Annotated in this window: 14 protein-coding genes; 8 read left to right on the top strand and 6 right to left on the bottom strand. The window is 71.9% G+C overall.

Annotated features, from left to right (window positions below; genetic code table 11):
* Window positions 1–13 precede the first annotated feature (13 nt).
* Window positions 14–193 (bottom strand): CsbD family protein, encoded by a 180-nt coding sequence (locus tag ACFY0I_RS28475; protein ID WP_388901178.1) that lies wholly within the window; start codon window positions 191–193, stop codon window positions 14–16.
* 179 nt (window positions 194–372) lie between these two features.
* Here ACFY0I_RS28475 and ACFY0I_RS28470 point away from each other — a divergent pair, with 179 nt between their 5' ends.
* From ACFY0I_RS28470 to ACFY0I_RS28455, 4 genes are all read left to right on the top strand, one after another.
* Window positions 373–1,779: an NADP-dependent succinic semialdehyde dehydrogenase gene (locus ACFY0I_RS28470; protein WP_388901176.1), complete on the top strand. Its 1,407-nt coding sequence runs from the start codon at window positions 373–375 to the stop codon at window positions 1,777–1,779.
* Between the two features lie 94 nt (window positions 1,780–1,873).
* Window positions 1,874–2,983: a glutamate--cysteine ligase gene (locus tag ACFY0I_RS28465; protein WP_388901174.1), complete on the top strand. Its 1,110-nt coding sequence runs from the start codon at window positions 1,874–1,876 to the stop codon at window positions 2,981–2,983.
* A 37-nt stretch (window positions 2,984–3,020) separates the two neighbouring features.
* Window positions 3,021–5,504, top strand: a complete 2,484-nt coding sequence (locus ACFY0I_RS28460; RefSeq protein ID WP_388901172.1) for a SpoIIE family protein phosphatase — start codon at window positions 3,021–3,023, stop codon at window positions 5,502–5,504.
* Window positions 5,505–5,535: 31 nt separating this feature from the next.
* Window positions 5,536–6,024 carry a DUF6328 family protein gene (locus tag ACFY0I_RS28455; RefSeq protein ID WP_388901171.1) on the top strand — a complete coding sequence of 163 codons (489 nt, stop codon included), beginning with the start codon at window positions 5,536–5,538 and terminating at the stop codon, window positions 6,022–6,024.
* Window positions 6,025–6,039: 15 nt separating this feature from the next.
* Here the strand turns inward: ACFY0I_RS28455 and ACFY0I_RS28450 are convergent, their stop codons facing one another.
* From ACFY0I_RS28450 to ddaH, 3 genes are all read right to left on the bottom strand, one after another.
* Entirely contained in the window at window positions 6,040–6,651 is a 612-nt protein-coding gene (locus ACFY0I_RS28450; RefSeq protein ID WP_388901169.1) for a TetR/AcrR family transcriptional regulator, read from the bottom strand.
* An 86-nt stretch (window positions 6,652–6,737) separates the two neighbouring features.
* Entirely contained in the window at window positions 6,738–8,804 is a 2,067-nt protein-coding gene (locus ACFY0I_RS28445; protein ID WP_388901167.1) for a discoidin domain-containing protein, read from the bottom strand.
* Between the two features lie 432 nt (window positions 8,805–9,236).
* Window positions 9,237–10,049: a dimethylargininase gene (ddaH, locus tag ACFY0I_RS28440; RefSeq protein ID WP_388901165.1), complete on the bottom strand. Its 813-nt coding sequence runs from the start codon at window positions 10,047–10,049 to the stop codon at window positions 9,237–9,239.
* Window positions 10,050–10,453: 404 nt separating this feature from the next.
* Here ddaH and ACFY0I_RS28435 point away from each other — a divergent pair, with 404 nt between their 5' ends.
* The 3 genes from ACFY0I_RS28435 (at window position 10,454) to ACFY0I_RS28425 (ending at window position 14,529) form a co-directional block, all read left to right on the top strand.
* On the top strand, window positions 10,454–11,815 hold the full coding sequence (locus ACFY0I_RS28435) for a lysine N(6)-hydroxylase/L-ornithine N(5)-oxygenase family protein (protein WP_388901163.1): 1,362 nt from the start codon (window positions 10,454–10,456) through the stop codon (window positions 11,813–11,815).
* Between the two features lie 109 nt (window positions 11,816–11,924).
* Window positions 11,925–12,926 (top strand): SMP-30/gluconolactonase/LRE family protein, encoded by a 1,002-nt coding sequence (locus ACFY0I_RS28430; RefSeq protein ID WP_388901161.1) that lies wholly within the window; start codon window positions 11,925–11,927, stop codon window positions 12,924–12,926.
* Between the two features lie 157 nt (window positions 12,927–13,083).
* A complete protein-coding gene (locus ACFY0I_RS28425; protein ID WP_388901159.1) occupies window positions 13,084–14,529 on the top strand; it encodes a glyceraldehyde-3-phosphate dehydrogenase in 1,446 nt (481 codons plus the stop codon).
* 107 nt (window positions 14,530–14,636) lie between these two features.
* On the opposite strand, the gene ACFY0I_RS28420 is transcribed toward ACFY0I_RS28425, so the two are convergent.
* The gene (locus ACFY0I_RS28420) at window positions 14,637–15,287 is read right to left on the bottom strand and encodes a hypothetical protein (RefSeq protein WP_388901157.1); all 651 of its coding nucleotides are present in this window, start codon (window positions 15,285–15,287) and stop codon (window positions 14,637–14,639) included.
* A gap of 159 nt (window positions 15,288–15,446) precedes the next feature.
* Here ACFY0I_RS28420 and ACFY0I_RS28415 point away from each other — a divergent pair, with 159 nt between their 5' ends.
* Entirely contained in the window at window positions 15,447–17,393 is a 1,947-nt protein-coding gene (locus tag ACFY0I_RS28415) for a flavin monoamine oxidase family protein (RefSeq protein ID WP_388901156.1), read from the top strand.
* A 54-nt stretch (window positions 17,394–17,447) separates the two neighbouring features.
* Here the strand turns inward: ACFY0I_RS28415 and ACFY0I_RS28410 are convergent, their stop codons facing one another.
* Window positions 17,448–19,382 carry an NAD-binding lipoprotein gene (locus ACFY0I_RS28410; protein ID WP_388901154.1) on the bottom strand — a complete coding sequence of 645 codons (1,935 nt, stop codon included), beginning with the start codon at window positions 19,380–19,382 and terminating at the stop codon, window positions 17,448–17,450.
* Window positions 19,383–19,594 lie beyond the last annotated feature (212 nt).

Below are 19,594 nucleotides of genomic sequence, written 5' to 3'. Positions count from 1 at the left end.
GCGAGACGCTCCGTCAGTGCCGGCCCTTGGACTTCTTCATCGCGTCCGACGCCTTCGCGACCATCTCCTCGGCCTTGCCGCTCATCCGCTCGGCGCTGCCTTCCGCTTCCATGCGGTGGTCGTCCATCGCGCTGCCCGCGGTTTCCTTCATCTTGCCCTTGACCTGCTTGGCCTTTGCCTTTGCCTTGCCCATGACGGGGTCGTTCCTTCCTGGGGGGACGTTGCTTGCCCACCATGCGACGGCCCCGCACGGCCCGCAATCCGAGGCGGCGCGGCCCCCGCAGGAGCACCCGGGTACCGGCCCTCGCGTTGCGCGCCGCCGGCCCGGCGGGCAGGGTCTATGGGGCGGTTCCCTCCGAGGAAGGGCGGACCATGAGCATCGCCACCGTGAACCCCACGAACGGCCGGACGCTGGAGACCTTCGAGGCGCTCGACGCCGACGGCATCGAAGCCTGCCTCGCCGAGGCGGCGCGTACGGCGGCCGACTACCGGCGCACCACCTTCGCCGAACGGTCCGCGATGCTGTCGCGGGCGGCCGACCTCCTGGAGGAGGACGCGGAGGCCGTCGCCCGCACCATGACGACCGAGATGGGCAAGCCGCTGGCGGCGGCCCGGGCCGAGGCCGCGAAGTGCGTCAAGGCGATGCGCTGGTACGCCGCGCACGCCGAGGGGCTCCTCGCCGACGAGCACCCCGCCGACGCCGACGTGCGCGACGCGGGAGCCTCGTCCGTCCGCGTCGTCCACCGGCCCGTCGGCGTGGTCCTGGCCGTCATGCCCTGGAACTTCCCGCTGTGGCAGGTCGTGCGGTTCGCCGCGCCCGCCCTGATGGCGGGCAACGTCGGCCTGCTCAAACACGCCTCGAACGTTCCCCGGACCGCCCTGTACCTGGGTGACCTCTTCCACCGGGCGGGCTTCCCGCGCGGCTGCTTCCAGACCCTGCTGATCGGCTCGGGAGCCGTGGAGGCCGTCCTGCGCGACCCGAGGGTCGCCGCGGCCACCCTGACGGGCAGCGAACCCGCCGGTCGCGCCGTCGCCGCCACGGCCGGGGACGAGGTCAAGAAGACCGTCCTGGAGCTCGGCGGCAGCGACCCGTACGTCGTGATGCCCTCGGCCGACGTCGCCCGCGCCGCCCGTACCGCCGTCACCGCCCGGGTGCAGAACAACGGGCAGTCCTGCATCGCGGCGAAACGGTTCATCGTCCACACCGACGTCTACGACGAGTTCGCCGAGCTGTTCACCGAGGGCATGAGGGCGCTGGTCGTGGGCGACCCGATGCTCGACACCACCGACGTGGGCCCGCTGGCCACCGAGAGCGGCCGCCGGGACGTGGAGGAGCTCGTCGAGGACGCCGTCCGCCTCGGCGCCGGCGTCCTGTGCGGCGGGCGCCGCCCGCCGGGGCACGACGAGGGCTGGTTCTACGAGCCGACGGTCCTCGCCGACATCACCGGGGAGATGCGCATCGACCTGGAGGAGACCTTCGGACCCGTCGCCACCCTCTACCGGGTCGGCAGCCTCGACGAGGCCGTCGAGCGGGCCAACCACACCCCCTTCGGGCTCAGTTCCAACGTGTGGACCCGCGACGACGCCGACGTGGAGCGGTTCGTGCGCGACCTGGAGGCGGGCGGCGTCTTCGTCAACGGCATGACCGCTTCGCATCCCGCGCTGCCCTTCGGCGGCGTCAAGCGGTCCGGATACGGGCGCGAACTGTCCGGGCACGGCATCCGCGAATTCTGCAACATCACCACCGTCTGGCGGGCGGCGGAGACCGACGGGGGGTGACGCGCGGCAAGGGGGAGTGCGGGGGCGCCGGGAGGGTAGGCGCCGCCCGAGTCCGGTCCTTCGGCGCCTTCGGCGCATTCGGCAAGGAGATCCCGTGGACGTTCCGACCGTGGGAGTCGAGGAGGAGTACCTCCTCGTGGACCGGGGCACCAGGACCCCGGTGAACCGGGGGCCGCAGGTGATCGCCACGGCGGCCCGTGAGCTCGGCGAGCTGGTCCAGAGCGAGTTCTACGAGGCCCAGGTGGAGGTCTGTACGCGGCCCACCACCGACTGCGCGGACCTGCGCGGGCAGCTGTCGTCGCTGCGGGAGACCACCACGCGCGCCGCCCGTGGCGCCGGCTGTCTGCTGGTGGCGTCGGGAGTCCCCGTCATCGCACCGCTGGAACCCCTGGCGGTGACGGACGAGGAGCGCTACCGGAGCATGGCCCGCCGCTCCGCGCACCTCATCGACGGGTTCACCGCCGTCTGCGGCTGCCACATCCACGTCGGCACTCTGGACCGGCCGAGGGCCCTCGCCCTGGCGAGCCACATGAGGCCCTGGCTGCCGGTGCTCCAGTCCCTGACCGGGAACTCGCCCCTCATGGCGGGCCGGGACACCGGACACGACAGCTGGCGCTCGGTCGCCTTCTCCTGCTGGCCGACGGTGGGACCGCCGCCCGTGGTCGACGAGGCGCACTACCTGGTCCACGTCGACGGCCTGGTCGCCGCCGGGGTGCTGCTCGACCGCCGGATGCTCTACTGGTACGCCCGCCCCTCGGAGCACGTGCCGACGCTGGAGATCCGGGTCTCCGACGTCAACGCCGACCTGGACACCGTGATCCTCACGGCCGCCCTCGTACGGGGCCTGGCGGCCGTCCTGCTGGAGGAGGTGGACGCCGGGGCACCGCCCCCGCCGGCTCCTCCGCACCGGCTGTGGGGCGCACACGCCCTCGCGGCGCGCGGTGGCCTCGACGGCCCCGGCGCCGACCCGTGCAGCGGCGGACAGCTGCCCGCGGAACTGCTGGTCGAACGGCTCCTGGACCGCGCGGCCCCCGGGCTGGCGGCCGCCGGGGACCTGGACCTGGCCCGGACCCTGTGGGACGGGCTGCGGCGCCGGGGAACCGGCGCGACCCGACAGCGGGCCGTCCTCGCCGCCACCGGCAGCCTCACCGCCGTCGTCGACCGCCTCGCCGTGGCACCGGCGGCCGTCCCGCTGCCGTGCTGAACCGCCCCCACCGGCCGCCCCGTGCCATCCTCGAAGAATGAAGAGCGATCCCGCGCTTCCCGGCGACGGCTCCGCTCCCGAGGTCCGGGCGCCGGCCAGGGTCGTGGCAAGGTTGCGGGCCGAGGCCGAGGCCATGGAGGCGGTCGCCTCGACGGCCGCCGTCCTGGAGCGGGCCAAGGGCGTGCTCATGGCGCAGGCCGGCGTGAACGCCGACGCGGCGTACGCCCTGCTGCTGCGCCGCGCGGGTCGGCGCCGGCGGACCCTGATGGAGGAGTGCCGGATCACCCTCGGCGACCTGCGCGCCCGCCCCGGCGCCCCCGCCGAAGCGCCCCCGGGATCCCCTGGGGGAACGCCGGAGGCGGCGCCGGACCCGTTGCCGTTCGACCCGGGGCGCGACCTCGCCCGGCCGGGCCGCGCCGCCGGGCGACGACGTCCCCTGCTGGCCCGGCTCGCCGACGGCCTGGCCCGGGTGCACGGCGCCGACGAGGTCGCGGCGCTGCTGGTGACCGTACTGGGCGGCGCCGAGGACGTGGACGCCGTGATGATCTACACGGCGGCCGCGGCCGGAGGCATGGACCTGGCCGGAGCCGCCGGCATCAGCGAGGCCCTCGCCGAGCAGTGGCGGCACGTCCCGCCCCTGAGCGGAGTCGCCGCCACGGTCGCCCTCGCGGGCCGCGAACCGGTCTGGCTGGAGGACCCCGCGCACGACGCCCTGCGCTACCGGCTGATCGGGGACCCGCCCGAGCGTTGGCCCTCCCGCGCCTGGGTCCCGGTGTTCGCGGAAGGGCCGGCGACCGCGGCCGTCGGCTTCTTCAGGACCCGCCGGGCACCGTTCACCGCCGACACCCGGCTCCTGCTGCGGCGCGCGGCCCGGATGTGCGCGGGCCCGCTGCGCGACCTGCGCCGGCCCGACGCCGCCGACCCTGTGGGAGAGGCGGACGTGGCCGCCGTACAGCGGATCCTCGACGCGCTCTCCGGCGCGGCGCTCCTCCTGACCCCGCTGCGCTCCGAGGACGGCGAGGTCGAGGACTTCCGGATCGACGCGGCCGCCCCCGCGTCGGTGGACGTGGCCGGCCGCGGCGGCAAGGAGCTCGTGGGCCGCAGCATCCTGGAGACGTACCCCACGGTCGCGGGCACCGACCTGTGGGAGGGGTACCTGGACACGCTGATCACCGGAACCGACTACGACGGCCCGTCCTACATCCACCACGAGGTGACCGCCGGAGTCCCGCGCGAATCCTCCTACGCAGTGCGCGCGACCCGACTGGGCGGCCGCCTCGTCGTGTCCTGGATCCGCCTCGACACCAGCGACCGCGAGGCCCGAAGGCTGGCGGACATGCAGCGGTTGGGGAACCTCGGCTGGGCGGACTGGGACCTGGTCACGAACACCATCAACTGGTCCGACCAGGTCTACGTCATCTTCGGCCGAGCTCCGGCCGAGGGGCCGATGCCGCTGGAGGAACTCCCCCTGCACCTCGTACCGGACGACCTGCCGCGCCTGGACGCCGCCGTCCACCGGCTCCTCGGTGAGGGCCGCGCCATCGACCAGCGCTTCCGGGTCACCACCGCCGAGGGGATCCGCCACCTGCGGATCGTCGCCGAGGCCGGCACCGACGCCGCCGGCACACCCGTCGAGGTCCACGGCTTCTTCCAGGACCTCTCGGCGCAGCGGGACGCCGAACTCGCCCTGCGCGAGAGCGAGCGCGCCGTCCTGGTCCAGCGCGGCATGCTCCAGGCCGAACGCATCCTCGCCGCCCGGCTCCAGCACGCGCTGCTGCCCTTGCAGGAGCAGTCCCTGGAGCTGGCCGGGCTGTGCGTCGACGTCGCCTACCTGCCCTCCGACAGCGGGGTGAACGTCGGCGGCGACTGGTACAGCGCCATCGGACTCCCCGACGACAGCGCCCTCTTCGTCCTCGGGGACGTGGCCGGCCACGGCCTGGACGCCGTCGGAACGATGGCCCAACTGCGGTTCACCGCCAAGGGCATGATCGTGACCGGCTCGGAGCTGCCCGATGCCCTGAGCCGGCTCAACAGCCTCCTGCTGCACACGGCCACCGACACCCACGGGGCCACCGCCACCATGATCATGGGTCGGTACCGGCCCTGGGACCGCCGGCTGACCTGGGTGCGGGCCGGACACCTGCCCCCCTTGCTGATCCGCGACGGCGAGGCTGGCTTCCTGCCGCAACCCACGGGTGCCCTCCTCGGCGCCGACTTCGGCTCCGTCTACGAGCAGAGCGCCCTCGACCTGCGGCCCGACGACCACCTGCTGCTCTACACGGACGGGCTCGTGGAGGAGCCGGGGGAGGACATCGACCTCGGCCTGGCCCGGCTCGCCGCCACCGCACGCCGGCTCGTGACACAGGGCCACGGAGCGAGTCTGGCGCGCAGCCTGGCCGCGCTGCGCCCGGGACACCGGGACGACATCTGCGTCATGGACATCCACGTCCCCGCCACGGAGGACCCGCAGGACCCCTGCGGCGGCGAGGAGGACCCGCATGGGCCTGCCTCCTGCGGGTAGGCGGCCCCCGACCCGGAGCGATGGAGGAGCCATGAGAAGAGCCGCCCCCGATGACGGCCGTAGCGAAAGCCCCGCGGAGCGTGCGGACCGTCAGTGGGAGGAGCTGGTCCAGGAGATACGGGTCGCCCAGACCGGCGTACAGATCCTGTTCGGCTTCCTGTTGACCGTGGTCTTCACCCCGCACTTCCAGGGCCTGCCGCAGACCGACAAGACGCTCTACATCGTCACCGTCGTCCTCGGGTCCCTCGCGACCGGAGCGCTGATAGCGCCGGTCGTCTTCCACCGCATCGTCACCGGCCGCCACATGAAGCCCCAGGCGGTCGCGTGGGCCTCCCGCCTCACCGCCGTCGGGCTCGTGTGCCTGTTCGCGACCCTGGTGGGCGCGCTCTTCCTGATCCTGCGGGTGGCCACCCACGACGGATTCGTGCCCTGGTTGGTGGGCGGGGTGGTGGCCTGGTACCTGCTGTGCTGGTTCGTCCTTCCGATGTGGGCGCGCCTGCACCACACCAAGGACGACTGACCTTCGGCGCTGCCGTCAGGGGCCGCCCGGCGAGCGGGGGACCACGAGCCCCGCGACGTGGTCGGTGATCATGTCGATGATCTCCTTGGTGGCCGTCTCGTCGCCGAGGACGAGCACGTTGAGGGTCAACCCGTCGGTCATGGCGGCCAGATAGCGGGCCAGTACCGGGGCCGGCGCGAGCAGTTCGAGGTTCATGCTGTCGCGCAGCTGCCCGAGGAGCTCCTCGTACGTGGCGCAGTACAGCTCGTACTGCCGGCGGGCCAGGTGCTCGAACCCGGGCTGGCGCAGGGCGTACTGGGTGAGTTCGTAGGTGAGCATGTGCTCGCCGGGCTGCTGCGACACGTGGTCCCAGTAGGCCTGGAAGCCGGCCCGGACGGTTTCGCGCAGGGTGGGCCGCGGCCGGATCGCCTCCTTCACCACGCCCACGTAGTGCGCGGTGATCGCCTCGATCACCGATTCCAGCAGTGCCTGCTTGGAGTCGAAGCAGTAGTGGAAGACGCTCAGCGACACGCCCGCCTCCGCCGCGATGGACCGGGTCGTGGTCCGGGCCACGCCGTCCCGGGTCATCGCGCGGATCGCCGCCTCGGTCAGCTGGCGGCGCCGGTCGGCCGACGGCATCCGGGCCATGGTGGTTCCCTTTCGTTCGTTCGCAGGACGCACGGGCCGGCCGGATGTGCTCCGGCCGGCCCGTGTCCTGGCGGTGCTCCGTGCCGTCAGCTGCTGTAGACGCCGAACTCGCGCAGGGAGTAGCCCCATTGGGTCCCGCGTTGCAGCCCCTGGACGCGGACGTGGCGGGCCGTCACACCGGAGAATCGGGCCGTGTCCAGGCCGCCGTCACCGGCGGTCGTCGACCAGACCTGCCGCCAGTTCGCGCCGTCCGTGGAGACCTCGATGCGGTACGCCTTCCCGTACGCGCGCTCCCAGTCGAGGGTGACGCGACCGACCCGGCTCGTGGAGCCGAGGTCGACGCGCAGCCACTGGTCGTCGTTCCACTCGCTGGCCCAGCGGGTGCCCGTGTTGCCGTCCACGGCCTGACCCGCCGAGAAGTTCACGAACGGGTTCCACCACTCCGCGGACGAGGCTCCGGCGGAGGCTCCGGCCGCGAGGTTCACCCCGCCCTTGTGCTTCTCGGAGTTGCCCCAGGTGGTCAGGTAGGACTCGGCGCCCTTGAACAGGTCGTCCACCACGTCCTGGCCGCCGACGAGGCGGACGTCCTCGATCCAGTCGGGCACCAGGCCGTAGTGCGCGGCGCCGTCCGTGTTCAGGTCCCAGGTCCGTTGGCCGGTGGTCTGCTTCTCGATGACGGATCCGCCGTCGGTGCTGCGGAAGGGGTAGCGCACGGGGTTGGGCGTGTCCGCGCCCCGGGGGCCGGGCCAGCCGCCGACGCCGTTCATGTCGGTGCCGTACCCGTAGCCGACGCCGTACTTGTCGCGCAGCGCCTTCGTCCGGTCGGCCTCGGCGCTGAACGCCTCGGAGCCGTTCATGTACTGGGCCACGAAACCGCCGAGCTTGTAGACGCGCTCGGTCCAGTCGAGGTCCATCCAACTGTGCGAGGAGATCACCCCGGAGTACGACTCGGACTCCAGGACGTCGAAGGCCCGTCCCGCGGCCTTGACGCTCATGTGGTCGATCTCCAGCATCATCTTGCGCTTCATCATGCCGCGCAGCGCGTACTCGCCGAGATCCGTGAGCCCGCGCGTATTGCACTGCGCGTCGGCCGCGTACGAGGGGACGGCGACGCCCGCGGGGAGTTCCTTCTGCGCCGCCGGGGCCGCCGCCGACCCGATGGGGTTGTCGTGCTGCGGGCCGGCGCACTTCTCCGTCTGCCAGAAGGTGCCGGTGGAGAGGAACTGGCCGACGTTGATCGCCGTGCCGAGGGCGCCCTGGTCGAAGCGGACCCCGCACAGAGCGTTGTCGAACTTGTGGCAGAGGAACATGCTGCGGACGCCGAGGCGGTGCAGTTCGTCCAGGCCGCGGTCGATGTCCTCCTTGCTGCACTGGGCGATGTCCAGGACCTGCTTGCAGCCGAAGGGCTCGGAGGTCTCCACGCCCAGGACCACGGCGAGCTTGCCCTGCTGGACGACCTCACGGGCCTGCGCGGAGTCGGTGACGATCCTGAACCAGCCCTTGCCGGGGCCGCCGTACATCTTGTCGACGAAGGCCTGCATGTCGTAGGTCTTCTGCGCCTCCAGCCGGATGGCGGTCATCTCGTCGCAGCCGCGGTCCTTGAAGAAGTAGACCGAGCAGATCACGCCATTGGTGACGAGGTCGTTGACCAGCACCCGCTGGCCGCCGCGCCAGGCGCGCTCGACCCAGGCGTAGTAGTTCTGCTGGTGGGTGAGGGAGTCGTGGGCCGGCCAGTCCTTGAAGGTGGGCCAGCCGTTGGGGTCGTGCTTGCCGTCCCCGCCGTTGGTGATGTAGTCGAAGATCGCGAGCGAGCCGTCGGGGTAGTGCTCGGGGCAGTCCTTGAGCGCGTCGGCGACGCCCAGGTCGGAGAACGGCTTGCCGCAGATGAGCCGGCCGCCGAAGCCCTCGTTGGACATCAGGTGGTCGTGCGCGTCGACGAAGCCGCGCACCTTGCCCTGGGCGTCGGTCCCCTTGAAGGGTTCGCCGGTGACGTTGATGTCGGAGTCGGGAGCGGGCCGGGCCGTCGGGTTCCACCAGCCGGCGTCGGCCGAGGAACTGGGCACGGGCCCGAGCACCATGGCCATGACGGCGAGGAGCAACGACAGGACCGTGAGGGGGCTGCGCCTGCGGTGTGGCTGTCGGGTCAAGGTCATCACTCATGTCTTCGGTCGGCGGAGGGGCGGTCGGATCCCGGCATGAATTGTCATGCCCCGCACAAGCGGTGCGACGAGAATCGGCCCTGGTGCAAACGGAGTCAAGGGTCCGGGACGGATGACCTGATGGGCCGTCGGATCCCTTCCGGAACGCCGACCTCCTGACCTGCGACGGTGCGCCGTCGGCTCCCGTACGGTCCGATCGGATGATGATCGGAGCTTGTCCGGAGAGGCCGGCGGCACACCGGTGGACTCCTGGCCTGCCCGCATGCGCCCACTGCCGGGGCGGCGCCCGACCGCGTGCGCCTTCGGGGGTGCGGCTGCGCCGCCGCGCGGGCCTGCTGCCCGCGCGACGGCGCCGCACCCGGCCGGCCCCGGGGCCATGGGCGGGGTCGGCAGGTCCGTGGCGGCGTGCCCTGCGGCCGGCGTTGCCTAAGGCGTCGGACGGAGCTCCAGCGTGCAGCACTTGACGCTGCCGCCGGCCTTGAGGAGCTCGGACAGGTCGACGCCGATCGGGTTGAAGCCGCGCTCGCGCAGCCGCTCGGCAAGACCGGAGGCGTTCTGCGGCAGGACGACGTTGTACCCGTCGGAGGTCGCGTTGAGGCCGAAGACGGCGGCGTCCTCGGCGGCGGCCACGACCGCGTCGGGGAACAGGCGCCGCAGGACGGCCAGGCTGCCGGGGGAGAAGGCCGCCGGGTAGTAGGCGATCGTCCGCTCGTCGAGGACGGTGAGCGCGGTGTCCAGGTGGTAGTAGTCCGGGTCGACGAGCGTCAGCCCGATCACGGGACGGCCGAAGAACTCCTGGGCCTCGTCGTGGGAGCGCGGGTCGCTGCGGAAGCCGGTGCCGGCGAGCAGCCAGTCGCCGGTGAGCAGGTAGTCGCCCTCACCCTCGTTGACCACGTCGGCCGTGTGCAGGTCCGGGAAGCCGTGGTCGCGCAGCCAGTCGTGGTAGGCGGGGCCCTCGGCGATGCGCTCGGCGTCCCGGAACCGCGCGACGAGCGCGCGGCCGTCGATGACGGTGGCGCCGTTGGCCGCGAAGACCATGTCGGGCAGGCCGGGCAGTGGATCGATCGTGTCGACGGTGTGACCGAGGCTCAGGTAGACCTCGCGCAGCTGCTCCCACTGGGCGATGGCCAGCCGGGTGTCGACGGGCTTCTTCGGGTCCATCCAGGGGTTTATGGAGTAGACCACGTCGAAGTGCGTGGGCCGGCACATGAGGTAGTGCCGAGGCCGTGCTGTGCGCATGGGTGATGTTCCCTTGGGGTCAAGGGCGGCCGGGGTGCCGGCCACCCGTCGAAGCGAGTGGTGGTCGCGGGGATCTGGTCGCCGTCCGGGGTGCGTTGTGCGCGGGGGACGGCGGGTTCGGGCGTTCGGGCGTTCGGGTGTTCAGGCGTTTGGGCGTTCGGACGTTTCGGCAGGGATGAGCCCGCGTCAGTAAAGCAAGGCTTACCTAAGCGTCGCAATGGTGCATTTTTCGGAGGGAGTTCGGCCCGTCGAGCCGCAGGGTCGATCTGATTTGCCCATCGACAATCACTCGAAGATCAGGTTAGCCTTGCCTAAGTTCTGCTCGGCCGCCACTCCTCCGGCGCGCCCTGCCCCCCGGTTCCCCAATGCCCGGCAAGCGACTGCCCCGCACGATTGGGAGTGACATGTCAGAGGCTCATCCTGACGACGCGCCAGTGATCCACGACCTCATAGGAATCGGCTTCGGGCCGTCCAACGTGGCCATGGCCATAGCGCTCAGCGAGCACAACGCAGGCGTCGGACGGCAGGAGGCGGTCACGGCTCACTTCTTCGAGCGGCAGCCGCACTTCGGCTGGCACCGGGGCATGCTGATCGACGACGCCACCATGCAGGTGTCCTTCCTCAAGGACCTGGTGACCCTGCGCAACCCGACCAGCGAATACAGCTTCCTCTGCTACCTCAAGAGCAAGGGGCGGCTGATCGACTTCGTCAACCACAAGAACCTGTTCCCGCTGCGCGTCGAGTTCCACGACTACTTCGAGTGGGCCGCGGCCAAGGTCGACGACATGGTCTCGTACGGGTGCGAGGTCGTCGACGTCCGCCCCGTGGTACGGGACGGCGTGATCGAGTACGTGGACGTCACCGCCCGGTCCGGAACCGAACGCGTCGTGCACCGCGCCCGCAACCTCGTCATCGGCACCGGCCTGCGGCCGCACCTCCCGGAGGGCGTCGAACGGACGGAACGGGTCTGGCACAACTCGGACCTGCTGACCCGGGTGGAAGGACTCAAGGACGCCGACCCGACCCGCTTCATCGTGGTCGGCGCCGGCCAGAGCGCCGCGGAGAACGTGGCCTTCCTGCACCGCACCTTCCCGCGCGCCGAGGTCTGCGCCGTCTTCTCCCGCTACGGGTACAGCCCCGCCGACGACAGCAGCTTCGCCAACCGGATCTTCGACCCGGCGGCGGTGGACGAGTACTTCACCGCCCCCGAGGCGATCAAGCGCAAGCTGATCGAGTACCACGGGAACACCAACTACTCCGTCGTGGACGTCGATCTGATCGACGAGCTCTACCGCCAGGAGTACCAGGAGAAGGTCCTCGGCACCGAGCGGCTGCGCTTCCTCAAGGTGTCCCGGCTCGCCGACGTCGTGGAAACCCCCGAGAAGGTCCGCACCACGGTCGAGTCGCTGGTCACCGGGGACCGGACGCCACTGGACGCCGACGTGCTGGTCTACGCGACCGGATACCGGTCCGCCGACGGGCTCGGACTCCTCGGCGAGGCCGAGGCCTACTGCCTGCGCGACGACCGGGGCCGCGTCCGGGTGGAGCGCGACTACCGGGTGACGACCGACCCCGCACTGCGGTGCGGCATCTACCTCCAGGGCGGTACCGAGCACACCCACGGCATCACCTCGGCGCTGCTGTCGAACACCGCCGTCCGGGTCGGGGAGATCCTCGACTCGATCATCACCCGGGCCGGAGGCCGGGGCCCGGTACGGGTGCCCGGACCCCGCCGGGCCGCCGACGAGATCGGCTCCGCCTTCTAGGCCGGGCGGCCGCTTCCGGCCGCCGGGGTCGGGGCGGGGTGGTGCCGGGCGGGCGCGGCGTCGATACTGCGCCCGGCGGACCGGCCCGCCGATGACGGAGGGGACCCCGATGAGGTCGACCCGTACCTGGCGCACCGCCTTCCGACCGCGGCGCCGGCGGCCGCGCCGCCGCCCGCCGACCGCACTCGTACCGGCGGTCCTCCTGGTCGCGGCCGGGGGCGTGCTCGCGCCGGTCCCGGCGTACGCCGCTCCCGCGTGCGCCCCGACCGGCCCGGCGGCCCCGCCCGTCCAGGTGGCGCAACTGCCCGACTGGGTCGAGTCGATCGCCGTCGACGCGCGGGGCCGGATGTTCGCCACCGCCTACTACACCGGCCGCGTCCACCGCATCGACGCCCCGGGCAGTGCCCCCGTCGCCCTGACCGGGAACATCGGCGCCAACGGCGGGATCGTGGTGCGGGCCGACGGCAAACTCCTCGTCGGCACCGGCAACGACCTCGCGCACTCCCTCACCGGTGACTTCTTCCCCCGCTCGGAGCTCCTGCTGGTGGACCCGGAGTCCGGCGCCGTGCGTACGTACGCCTCCGGCCTCGGCGGCATCGACGGGGTCGCCCTCGCCCCCGACGGGACGGTGTACACCACGACGCTGGGCGGCCGGAACATCGGCCGCGTCACCCCGGACGGGCGCGTGGACCCGGCCTGGGCGCGGGTTCCGCAGGCCAACGGGATCGCCGTCTCGCCGGACGGCTCCGAGGTCCTCGTCGTCCAGACCACGATCGCCCCCGGTCTCCACCGGATCCCCGTCTCCGATCCGGACCATCCCCGGCGCTGGATCTCCACGGCCCTCCCCGACGCCTTGGCCCTGCCCGACGGCCTCACCCTCGACGCCGCCGGCCGCCCGCTGATCTCCACCCACGCGTCCGGACAGGTCTGGCGGGTCGAGGGCGGCGCCCTGTGCGCCGTCACCTCGGGACTGCACCTCTCCACCCAGCTCACCTACGGGCGCGGCGACAGCGGCTTCGCGGCGGGCCGCCTCTACCGCGCGGGCATCGACGGAAGGATCCTGGAGGTACCGGCGGGTGCCGAAGCCCCCGCCGCCCCCGCCGGCCCGTAGAGCGGTACGAGAGCCCCTGCCGGAGATCCGGTCGGGATCCGCCACCGCGTCGATCCAGGCGGGGCAGGGGGACGCTCGGGGGGCGGGGCACCCCCTTGAATGATCAAACGAACAAGGGGTTAGCATATGAGCGCCGCCTAGCTCGAAAGATAAACCTGTGACTGTCAAAGATGACTCGTTCACCAACTGGAAAAACCGCGAGGAGATCGCGGAATCGATGATCCCGATCATCGGGAAGCTGCACCGGGAACAGGACGTAACGATCCTGCTCCACAGCCGCTCCTTGGTGAACAAGTCGGTGGTCAGCATCCTGAAGACCCACCGGTTCGCCCGGCAGATCGCCGGTGAGGAGCTCTCGGTCACCGAGACCCTGCCGTTCCTCAAGGCGCTCGTCGCCCTCGATCTCGGCCCGTCCCAGATCGACCTCGGCATGCTGGCCGCGACGTACAAGACCGACGGCCGCGGCCTCTCGGTCGAGGCGTTCACCGCCGAAGCGGTCGCCGGCGCCACGGGCGCCAACAAGATCGAGCGCCGCGAGGGTCGCGACGTCGTCCTCTACGGCTTCGGCCGCATCGGCCGCCTCGTCGCCCGCCTCCTCATCGAGAAGGCCGGTTCGGGCAACGGGCTGCGCCTGCGCGCCATCGTCGTCCGCCAGGGCGGCGACCAGGACATCGTCAAGCGCGCCTCGCTGCTGCGCCGCGACTCCATCCACGGTCAGTTCCAGGGCACGATCACCGTGGACGAGGCGACGAGCACGATCTTCGCCAACGGCAACGCGATCAAGGTGATCTACGCCAACGACCCCTCCGAGGTCGACTACACGGCGTACGGCATCAAGGACGCCATCCTCATCGACAACACGGGCAAGTGGCGCGACCGCGAGGGTCTGTCGAAGCACCTGCGTCCCGGCGTCGACAAGGTCGTCCTGACCGCCCCGGGCAAGGGCGACGTCCCGAACATCGTGCACGGCGTCAACCACGACACGATCAAGCCGGACGAGCAGATCCTGTCCTGCGCCTCCTGCACCACGAACGCCATCGTGCCGCCGCTGAAGGCCATGGACGACGAGTACGGCGTCCTGCGCGGTCACGTGGAGACCGTCCACTCGTTCACGAACGACCAGAACCTGCTGGACAACTACCACAAGGCCGACCGCCGAGGCCGGTCCGCGCCGCTGAACATGGTCATCACCGAGACCGGCGCCGCCTCCGCCGTCGCGAAGGCGCTGCCCGACCTCAAGGCGCCCATCACCGGCAGCTCGATCCGCGTCCCCGTCCCGGACGTCTCGATCGCCATCCTGAGCCTGCGCCTGGGCCGCGAGACCACCCGCGAGGAAGTCCTCGACTACCTCCGCGACGTCTCGCTGCACTCCCCGCTGAAGCGCCAGATCGACTTCACCACCGCCCCCGACGCCGTCTCCATGGACTTCGTCGGCTCGCGCCACGCCTCGATCGTCGACGCCGGCGCGACCAAGGTCGACGGCGACAACGCGATCCTCTACCTCTGGTACGACAACGAGTTCGGCTACTCGTGCCAGGTCATCCGCGTCGTCCAGCACGTCTCGGGCGTCGAGTACCCGACCTACCCGGTCCCGCAGGTCTGACCCGCGGGTCACCGACGAGCGCGGCTCCGCTGAAGTGAGAAGGCGCCCGCCCCGGCCACGAGCCCGGGGCGGGCGCCTTCTCGCGTACGCCGGTCGCGGTCGGGACCTCAGGCGGTGACGCCCGCCCGCCGGGCCAACTCCAGGGCCGCGTCCGCGTCGAGCGCGCCGCCCTCCGGACCGGTACCGGCGGCCTTCAGGAGCGCGCCGACGGCGTCCCCGTCCACCGTGCGCCGCTCGGCGTGGTCCGCGAACGCGGACACCGCCTCCCGCACCGCCGCACCGCCCCCCGTGGCATCGCCGAGCACGCACTCGGCCTCGTCGAGGAACTCCGCCACGGAGTCCGCCCAGGGAGCGGCCCCGTCCAGCCCGTCGCCCATCTCGTCCTCGCGGTAGTCGACGCGGTGCCAGGCACCGTTCTCCCACCAGTAGACGAAACCGAACAGGTTCCCCGCGGCGTCGTCGCGCAACCGCTCCCACGGCAGCCAGTCGGGGCCGCCCGCGAGGAAGTCCAGCGGTTCCGGGCCGACATGGGTGTAGCTGCCGTCCGCGTCCTGGCCGCAGAACACGAACCGGTCGGGACCGCACCTCCGCATGCGCCACCAGAACGAACCGCTGCCGTTCTCGCCCCAGACCCCGTCCTCGTCCAGCCAGTACTCCTCGTGATCGCCCCGTGCGGCGGCCAGCACCGCGAACGTCACGGCCCTCGCCCACAGCCGTCCGGCGGGATCGAGGTCCTCCGGCACGCTCGGTCTGCGCATGATGATCTCCTTTCGAACGATCACCCTCGCACAGTCGAAAGCCGCCGTGCGAAACCCCGTTCGTCAGCACCGCGGCCCGTGGATCACGTCCGGGTGGTTGTTCGTCCCATCGGGGGATTTCGGTGAACCGGGGCACCGGCGGGCCGCAAGAGTTGCTTCATGATCAACGACCCGCTCCCCACCCCCGAACTTCCCGACGGGGCAGCGCCGGAGCCGGCCCGCCGGCCTTCCCGACGCACCCTCATCGCCGGCGCCGCCGCGGTCGCGGGGGCCGGCGCGTTCACCGTCGCCGCCGCCTCCGCCGAGACCCCGCAGGCCCCCTCCGGGTCCGCGCGTCCCGATTGGCAGACCTGCCTGACCATCGCCCGGGCCGTCCTCGTACGCGACGAGGACGACCAGCCGCTGGTGCCCCGGTACGCGGACATCCTGCTGAAGAACGGCCTGCCCCGCTCCCGCAACCGCAAGAAGGTCCTGGTCGTCGGCGCCGGCCCCGCCGGACTCACCGCCGCGCACCTGCTGCGCCAGGCCGGCCACCAGGTCACCGTCATCGAGGCGAACGGGAACCGGGTGGGCGGCCGGATCAAGACCTTCCGCACCGGCGGGCACGAGAACGCGCCCGCGGCGTTCGCCGATCCGAAGCAGTACGCCGAGGCCGGCGCGATGCGCATCCCCGACAGCCACCCGCTGGTCACCGGACTCATCGACAGCCTCGGACTGAAGCGGCGCCGCTTCCACCTCGTCGACGTCGACGGATCGGGCCGCCCCGCCTACCGCACCTGGATCCACGTCAACGGCATCCGTGTCCGCCGTGCGGACTACGCGCGCGCCCCGCAGACGCTCAACCGCTCCTTCGGGGTGCCCGCCGCCCACGAGTCGCAGCCCGCCGCCCAGATCGTCCGGGCCGCGTTCGCGCCCGTGCGCAAGGAGATCGAGGGCAAGCAGGACAAGGCCCTCGTCGAAGGCTGGGCCCGCGTCTTCCAGCGCTACGGCCACATGTCGATGTACCGCTACCTGACCGAGGAGGCGAAGCTCGACGAGCGGACCATCGACCTCATCGGCACCGTCGAGAACCTCACCTCCCGGCTGCACCTCGCCTTCGTGCACAGCTTCATCGGCGCCTCCCTCATCAGCCCGGACACCGCGTTCTTCGAACTGCCCGGCGGGACCTCCACGTTGGTCGACGCGCTCTACGGCCGGGTCAAGGACCTCGTACGGCTCGACCGCCGCGCGACCCGGATCCGGCACGGCGAGCGCGAGGTCAGCATCGACACCGTGTCCGAGGGACGCGACGGCCCCGTACGGCGCGAGACCTTCACCGGCGACACCGCGATCATCACCGTTCCCTTCTCCGGGCTCCGGCACATTCCCGTCGCCCCCGCCCTCTCGTACGGCAAGCGGCGCGCGGTCACCGAACTGCACTACGACGCCGCCACCAAGGTGCTCCTCGAATTCAGCCGTCGCTGGTGGGAGTTCGACGAAGCGGACTGGAAGCGCGAACTGGAGGCCATCAGGCCGGGCCTGTACCGGAACTACCAGATCGCCCGGACCCCCGAGGACGGCGCCCTGCTCGGAGCCCACCCCTCCGTGCCCAAGGGGCGCATCTCCGACGCCCAGCGCGCCCACTACGCCGCCTGCCGCTCCACCGGCCGCGACCAGCCCGAGGCGGCCGGCGTGATCGGCGGCGGCTCGGCCACGGACAACCCGAACCGGTTCATGTTCCAGCCGTCCTACCCCGTCGAGGGCAGCCCCGGCGGCGTGATCCTCGCCTCCTACAGCTGGTCGGACGACGCCCTGAAGTGGGACTCCCTGGACGACGCGGAGCGCTACCCGCGCGCACTCGCCGGCGTCCAGGAGGTCTTCGGGCAGCGGATCGAGGTGTTCTACACCGGGGTCGGCCGCACCCAGTCCTGGATGCGCGACCCGTACGCGTACGGCGAGGCGTCCGTCCTGCTGCCCGGCCAGCACACCGAGCTCTTCCCGCACGTCCGCAGCGCGGAAGGCAACCTCCACTTCGCCGGGTGCCACACCTCCATCAAGCCCGCGTGGATCGAGGGCGCCATGGAATCGGCCGTACGGACCGCCCTGGAGGTCCACTCGACCCCCTGACCGGGCGAGCGGAACCACCGCCGCGAGCGACCCGGCCCCGCGCGGCCCGTCCCGTCAGCTCTCGGCGAGCACGATGACCCAGTCCCCCTCCGCGAACCGGACCGGCTCCCGCTTGTCGGGGTTGATCCGCACCCCGTGGTCGGGGGCGGTCACCGCCCGCGCCCGCAGCCGGTACCCGATCGCGCACTCGCCCCGACGCCGGGCCGCCTCGACGACGGTGGCGAAGGGGACCTCACGACCGGTCCGGACGTAGTCCGCGACCGGCTTCAGATACAGCTCGTTCCCCTCGGCTTCGAAGAGTTCCTCGAAGACCCCCGCGAGGTGACGGTTCTCCGAGATCTGCGTCATCAGCAGACTGATCAGCCGGCCGCTCACGATGAAGTCGGCGCCCTCCCGCGCGGGCGCCAGGAGCCTGTTCCCGTCGTCGGACATCTCCGTCGTCAGGGCGAGCTCCCGGCCCGAGGCCTCCGCGATGGCCCGCAGGTGCAGCAGCGTGACCAGCGTCCGGTCGTCCGTACGGGAATCCGCGCCGGCCGGGTCCTCCGGCGCGTGCGGGGACCGGGCGGGATCCTGCACCCCCACCTCGCCGACGACGATCACGCTGTCGTACGCGGTCACGTCCAACTTGGCCAGGACCAGCGGATCGGTGATGTCCCCGCGGTGGAAGGTGACGTCGAGGCGCCGACGGAGCGCCGTCACACCGAGGGCGCCGGCCGCCGTGGGGTCCTCGCCGAGGGCCACCACGTCCAGGGTGGTCCCGGCGGCCACGTACTGGTCGAGCTGGTCCACGACCAGGGCGGCCCGGCGGTTCCAGCCGAGCAGGAGCAGCCGCTCGGTGGCCTGCGGGGCGCGCCGCGCCAAAGCGATGGCGTCCCCGTCGACGTACGCCGACACGTCCGACTCCACCGCCGTGTCGTCGTCGCCCGTGACGACGATGATCAGGTCGCCGGCCCCGACCGGCTGCTCGCACTCCGGATTGAGCAGCACCCGTCCGTCCGCCCGCAGCAGGCCGACCACCGAGGACGTCGCGAACCCCAGCAGCACCTCGCCGAAGGGGCGCCCCACGAAATTCCCGGCGGGGACGGTGTAGAACTCGTCGCCCGCGAAGTCGAGGAGCTCCTGATAGACGAGGGACAGCCCGGGCCGGCGGGCGGTCTGGACGAGGAGCCGGGCGATGATGTCGTCGACGCACAGCACGTGCCCGCCGGGGCCCGCCGCCAGCCCGGCCGTCACGTGGTTGCGGGTGTCGCGCACCGCGGCGACGACCACGGCCCCGCCCGGATCGGGGACGGCGGCGCCCAGCGCGAGGAGCGTCTTCACCACGTGCGAGTCGCCCTCCTCCCCGCCGGACGGCAGCACCAGGACCGCCTTCGCCGTCCCCGGACTCACCCGGCACAGCTCCGTGGGGTCCGTGGTGCTGCCGTTGCGGCAGATGATCCGGGTCCGGCCGCGGTGCGTGACCCGGGTGGTGATCTCGTCCTCCATTTCCACCTTGTCCTTCGGGGCGAGGAGGGCGACGGCGGAACGGCGCTGGTTGGCGTTGGCGGTCACCAGCTCCTCGATCACCGGGAACACCTGGTCCGACCAGCCCAACAGGACGGTGTGCCCGTGCTCCAGCACGGTGGAGTGGCCGCGGCGCAGCGCCAGCAGCCGTTCGTTGATGCCCGTGGTGATCAGACTGACCAGGGTCGACACGAAGAGCAGCGCGACCAGCGCGAGCGTGATGGATGCCAGCACGTACACCGGGGAGCCGACGGCGCCGCCGATCTTCAGCGTCTGCCCGACGCTGACCCACACGGCCGTGAGCCGGTCGGACAGGCCGTCCGGGGGAGTGCGGTCGGACCACACGAGGACCGCGCTGGCGGGGAGGACGACGGCGAGACAGGCCAGGGCGAACCAGCCGATGAGCCGGGCCGTACCCCCCGCGACCAGATTGTCGAACCGGTACCGGAACCACCGGCGCAGTGGCGTCGTGTGCTGCTGCGTCACGCGGACTCCCGGAGCGTGAGACGTGCTGGTCGGGCGGCTGCCCACCACCCGGGGCCCAGCGTAGGGAATCCCGCCGCCCGTTCCCGCCGAAGGGCGCCGACCTCACCCGGAGGTATGAAGGCAACGCTTCACACCCGACGGACACCGACCGGCGGAACAGGGTTTTCCACAGGCCGCGGGGGAGTGGAGCGGGGTGTCGGCGGGTGCCGATA

Source organism: Streptomyces sp. NPDC001568 (assembly GCF_042893755.1).
Taxonomy (GTDB): domain Bacteria; phylum Actinomycetota; class Actinomycetes; order Streptomycetales; family Streptomycetaceae; genus Streptomyces.
This window is presented reverse-complemented; position numbering and strand designations above follow the sequence as displayed.